Source organism: Accumulibacter sp. (assembly GCF_029255285.1).
Lineage (GTDB): Bacteria > Pseudomonadota > Gammaproteobacteria > Burkholderiales > Rhodocyclaceae > Accumulibacter.
Window position 1 is genome coordinate 1 of record NZ_JAPUVI010000051.1, and the last position, 5,112, is coordinate 5,112.

The following is a 5,112-nucleotide window of genomic DNA, read 5'->3' on the forward strand; positions in this document are numbered from 1 at the left end:
AAGCCTTGCCGCAGCTCCACATCGACGCCGGCGGTAGGCTCGTCGAGCACGATCACCGGCGGGCGATGCACCAGCGCCTGCGCCACCAGCGCGCGCCGCTTCATGCCGCCGGAGAGCATGCGCATGTTGGCATTGGCCTTGGAGGTGAGATCGAGGTGATGCAGGATTTCGTCGATCCAGTCGTCGTTGTTGCGCAGGCCGAAATAGCCTGACTGCAGACGCAGCATTTCGCGCACGGTGAAGAAAGGATCGAAGACCAGCTCCTGCGGCACCACGCCAAGGGCCATGCGGGCCGCGCGATAATCGCGCACCACGTCGTGGCCCATCACTTCGAGGGTGCCGGAATCGGGTCGGGCAAGGCCCGCAAGGGACGAGATGAGCGTCGTCTTGCCGGCGCCGTTGGGACCGAGCAGGCCGAAGAACTCCCCTTGAGCGACTTCGAGATCGACGCCCGCGAGCGCCTGCAGGGAACGGAAACGCTTGGTGACGCCGACAACGCGGATCGCTGGACTCATGGACACGGAATAAAGAGGACGGGGCTCAGAGCCCGAGAGGCAGAATGGTATCGACGTCGTAAAGCGACGCCAAGCTGACCAGCGGAGCCGGAGCGTGAACGATGGAGAACTGCCGCCCGGCGGCACGGGCCGCACGCGTCCAGGACAGAAGCAGGGCCAGCGCCGCGGAATCCACCTGGGTGACGGCGACAAGATCGACCACCCGGTCGGCCGCAGCCACGAGTCGCCGCCCCTCGTCCATCAGGCCGGCCACGGTGGCGAGGGTGAGCGGACCTTCGAGCGTCAGACGCGGACCGTCTTCGCGGATCATTTCTTGGCGGAAACGGTGGTTTCGAGTTGCTTGTTCTTGTCCTTGAGGGACTTGATCAGACCGTCGATGCCACCGGCACGCACTTCCTGGGCGAAGCTGTCGCGATAGTTGGTGACAAGGCTGACACCGGCCACCATCACGTCGTAGACCTTCCAGTTGTCGCCCTGCTTCTCGAGGTTGTAGTCGATCTGTACGGCCTTGGCGCCGGGCTGGCGGACTTCGGTACGCACCAGCACGTCGGTGTCTTCCGGCTTGGACTTGAGCGGCTTGAAGTCGATCTGCTGGTTGCGATACTGGGTCAGCGCGTTGGAATAGGTACGCACCAGCAGGTTCTTGAACTCGTGGGTCAGCACGGCCTTCTGATCGGCATTGGCCTGACGCCAGTCCTTGCCTACGGCAAGACGAGTCATGTGGCCGAAGTCGAAATAGGGCAACACCTTGGTTTCGACGAGATCGACGGCCTTGCGGGTGTCGCCGGACTGGATCGCCTTGTCCTGGCGAACGATGGCGATCACATCGTCGGTCACGCTCTTGATGAGCGCGTCCGGCGCGACGATCTGGGCAAAGGCAGCAAACTGGACTCCGGCTCCGAGGACGAGCGCGGCAAACAGGGAAGCGATCTTTTTCATTCCTGGTTCTCTTTCTTGGCGGGAGACGCTGGGGTGGTTTCGTCCACGTCGGCTTCGTCGTCCGGGTCTTTCTCCCGGGGCGGACGGCCGTCGTAAATCTGGCTTTTGCGATACTGGATGTAGAAGCTGCGCATGTATTCGTACTTGTCGAGCGCGGCCTGTTCGGCGGTGGTGTCGGCACCCAGCAACTGGCTGCGACGATTGACGAAGCGCAGACCGGTTGCACTGTTACGCGCACTTACGCTCTCGAACGAGAGCACCGGATCGACGTGGAGATCGCCGGCCAGCCCGACCGTGTCGCGCAGATTGCTGGAGCCAAGCAGCGGCAGCACCAGGTAGGGACCGTCGCCGACGCCCCAACGGCCGAGAGTCTGGCCGAGATCCTCGTCGTGCTTCTCGAGACCCAACTCGGTGGCGATATCGAACACCCCGAAGATGCCGACGGTGCTGTTCACCAGGAAGCGACCGCCATCCGACAGGCCGTCGACAAACTTGCCCTGGAGCAGATTGTTCACACCGATCCATACGTCTGCCAGATTGCCGAAGAAGTTGCCCACGCCAACCTTCACCGGCAGCGGCGCGTAATCGTAGACCTCGGCCAACGGGCGCACCACATAGCTATCGGCCTTTTCGTTGAAACTGTATGTGGCGCGATTGAGCGGCTCCAACGGATCTTTCGGATGCCCGCCGGGACCGGCGCAGGCCGTCAGGCCAACCGCCAGCAGCAAGCTCGCGACGCCCCGCAGAACGACCTTCGGTTCAGGTTTCTTGTTCTTCATTTTTTTCCGCGCACCGTTTTGACCGGTCTCGCGCTCTCTGTGATCGCCTGCAACCGCCCTACTTGGCCGGCGCCGGCTCTCCGTCGGCAGCCTTGCCGAACATGAACTGGCTGATCAACTTTTCGAGAACAACGGCCGACTGGGTTTTTTTGATGACTTCGCCGGGCGCCAGGGTCTTCTCTTCGCCACCGGGATCGAGGCCCAGATACTGCTCGCCAAGCAGGCCGGAAGTAAGAATGTTGGCAAAAGTATCGACCGGAAACTTGTAGCGCCCGTCGACGGTAAAGACCACCTCGGCCTGAAAGCGTTCATTGTCGTAGCGGATCTGCTCGACGCGGCCCACCAGCACGCCGGCACTCTTCACCGGCGCCCGCACCTTGAGACCGCCGATATTGTCGAAATGGGCGCTGAGGGTATAAGGCGAGCGGATTTCCGAACCGGAAATACTGCCCACCTTAAGCGCCAGGAATAACAGCGCGGCGATACCCATCGCCACGAAAACCCCGACCCACAGGTCGATCGTCGTGCGATTCATCATAAACCTCGGAACATGAAAGACGTCATTACAAAATCGAGCGCCAGAATGGCCAGCGCCGAACTCACCACCGTCCGCGTAATTGCCCGCGACACGCCTTCTGCGGTGGGCACGCAATCGTAGCCTTCGAAAACCGCGATGAGCGCCACCGCCACACCGAAGGCGCAGCTTTTGATCACCCCGTTCAGCACGTCGTAGCGGAAATCGACAGCAGCCTGCATCTGCGACCAGAAGGCTCCGTTATCGACTCCGATGAAGACCACGCCGATCAGCCAACCGCCGAAGATACCCATCGCCGAAAACATCGCGGCAAGCAGCGGCATCGAAACCACGCCACCCCAGAAGCGCGGCGCCACCACACGGGCAATCGGGCTGACGGCCATCATATCCATCGCCTTCAACTGCTCGGTGACTTTCATCAGGCCGATTTCGGCGGTCACGGCCGAACCGGCGCGACTGGCAAAGAGTAGACCGGCGACCACCGGCCCCAATTCGCGCAGCAGCGACAACGCCACCATGGTGCCCATGGCGTCGGTGGAACCGTAGCGCTGCAGGATTTCATAGCCCTGCAGACCGAGCACCAGACCGACGAAAAGGCCCGACACAAGAATGATCAGCAGCGACAGCACGCCGCTGAAATACAGTTCGCGAATCGTCAGACGAAGACGCGTGAAGGACTGGCCCGAGTAATACAGGATCAGCCAGAAAAAACGGGCGATGAAGCCCAGCTGCCAAACCATGTCGATGGCCATCGACCCGAGCTTGCGGAACACCCCACCCATCAGGCCGGCCCTCCGACGAGCGCAGTGGCGTAATCGCCGGCAGGGTAATGAAAGGGCACCGGCCCGTCGGCCTCGGCATGGACGAACTGATGCACAAAGGGATCGGACGTTTTGCGAATGTCTTCCGGCGTGCCTTCGGCCACGACCCTGCCCTCGGAAATGAAATAGATGTAATCGACGATCTGCAGGGATTCCTGAATATCGTGGGTGACGATCACCGAACTGGCACCGAGCGCGTCGTTGAGGCGACGGATCAATTGGCCGATGACACCGAGCGAAATCGGATCGAGTCCGGTGAAAGGCTCGTCGTACATAAGCAACATCGGATCGAGCGCGATGGTGCGCGCCAGCGCCACCCGCCGCGCCATCCCGCCGGACAGCTCGCCGGGCATGAGCCGCGCCGCGCCGCGCAAACCGACCGCATGAAGCTTCATCAGCACCAGATCGTTGATCAGTTCGGGCGGCAGATCGGTGTGCTCGCGCAGCGGAAAGGCCACGTTGTCGAACACCGAGATATCGGTAAACAGCGCGCCGAACTGGAACAGCATGCCCATGCGTCGGCGCATCGCGTAGAGCTTGTCGCGGCCGAGCTTGGCGACATCCTGCCCATCCACCAGCACACGACCGCCGACAGCCCGCTCCTGCCCGCCGATCAGGCGCAGCAGGGTGGTTTTGCCGCAACCGCTGCCGCCCATGATGGCAACCACCTTGCCACGCGGAATCGACAGGGAAATGTCGCGCAGGATCGTCCGTTCGCCATAGGCGAAGCGCACGTTTTCAAGGCTGACAAGAGGTTCGGACATGGAAAAATGTTGCATTGCGGGATAACAATTGTAGCAGAGGCGCCACCGACTGGCATGCGGACAACCCTTAGCGCCACGTGAAATATCGCGTGACATCAAGGTCTTGAGCGTAGCAAAGCGGGCGTCGCGAGAGCGGTTTATAATGCACGGTTTCGGTCCGTCTGTGGCCGCCCCTATCCCGCGCGCCGATTCGCGCCATTTTCTCCGATCTTTCCCGCCCATGCAGGACAAATACCTCCCCGCCGACATCGAACGTGCCGCCCAGCAGCACTGGGACAGCGCCGAAGCCTTCCGCGTCTCCGCCGACACCGCCAAGCCCAAGTACTACTGCCTGTCCATGTTCCCCTACCCCTCGGGCAAGCTGCACATGGGACACGTGCGCAATTACACCATCGGCGACGTGCTGTCCCGCTTTCACCGCATGCGCGGTTACAACGTGCTGCAGCCGATGGGCTGGGACGCCTTCGGCCTGCCGGCCGAAAACGCGGCGATCAAGAACCAGGTGCCGCCGGCCAAGTGGACCTACGACAACATCGCCTACATGAAGAAACAGCTCAAGTCGCTCGGCTTTGCCATCGACTGGAGCCGCGAACTGGCCACCTGTACGCCCGAATACTATAAGTGGAACCAGTGGTTCTTCCTGCGCATGCTCGAGAAGGGCATCGCCGAGCGCAAGACCCAGGTGGTCAACTGGGATCCGGTCGACCAGACCGTGCTCGCCAACGAGCAGGTCATCGACGGTCGCGGCTGGCGCACCGG

At 61.9% G+C, this 5,112-nt stretch carries 8 protein-coding genes; 1 reads left to right on the plus strand and 7 read right to left on the minus strand.

Features of this window, described 5'->3' with window-relative positions; translation table 11 throughout:
- From Q1M07_RS07370 to Q1M07_RS07400, 7 genes are all read right to left on the minus strand, one after another.
- Positions 1 to 515, minus strand: a 515-nt coding sequence (locus Q1M07_RS07370) for an ABC transporter ATP-binding protein (protein WP_300452565.1), incomplete at its 3' end; no start/stop codon positions are given.
- A gap of 25 nt (positions 516 to 540) precedes the next feature.
- A complete protein-coding gene (locus tag Q1M07_RS07375) occupies positions 541 to 825 on the minus strand; it encodes an STAS domain-containing protein (protein ID WP_300452567.1) in 285 nt (94 codons plus the stop codon).
- Positions 822 to 1,454: an ABC transporter substrate-binding protein gene (locus Q1M07_RS07380; protein ID WP_300452569.1), complete on the minus strand. Its 633-nt coding sequence runs from the start codon at positions 1,452 to 1,454 to the stop codon at positions 822 to 824. The genes Q1M07_RS07375 and Q1M07_RS07380 overlap by 4 nt, the downstream gene beginning before the upstream one ends.
- Entirely contained in the window at positions 1,451 to 2,182 is a 732-nt protein-coding gene (locus Q1M07_RS07385) for a VacJ family lipoprotein (RefSeq protein WP_300452571.1), read from the minus strand. The genes Q1M07_RS07380 and Q1M07_RS07385 overlap by 4 nt, the downstream gene beginning before the upstream one ends.
- Before the next feature lie 109 nt (positions 2,183 to 2,291).
- Positions 2,292 to 2,768: an outer membrane lipid asymmetry maintenance protein MlaD gene (gene mlaD, locus Q1M07_RS07390; protein WP_300452573.1), complete on the minus strand. Its 477-nt coding sequence runs from the start codon at positions 2,766 to 2,768 to the stop codon at positions 2,292 to 2,294.
- Positions 2,768 to 3,550, minus strand: a complete 783-nt coding sequence (mlaE, locus tag Q1M07_RS07395; RefSeq protein WP_300452574.1) for a lipid asymmetry maintenance ABC transporter permease subunit MlaE — start codon at positions 3,548 to 3,550, stop codon at positions 2,768 to 2,770. The genes mlaD and mlaE overlap by 1 nt, the downstream gene beginning before the upstream one ends.
- Positions 3,550 to 4,368 (minus strand): ABC transporter ATP-binding protein, encoded by an 819-nt coding sequence (locus Q1M07_RS07400; protein WP_300452575.1) that lies wholly within the window; start codon positions 4,366 to 4,368, stop codon positions 3,550 to 3,552. Before Q1M07_RS07400 ends, mlaE begins: the two co-directional genes overlap by 1 nt.
- Positions 4,369 to 4,573: 205 nt before the next feature.
- Here Q1M07_RS07400 and Q1M07_RS07405 point away from each other — a divergent pair.
- The coding region (locus Q1M07_RS07405; protein WP_300452577.1) for a class I tRNA ligase family protein at positions 4,574 to 5,112 on the plus strand (539 nt) is incomplete at its 3' end.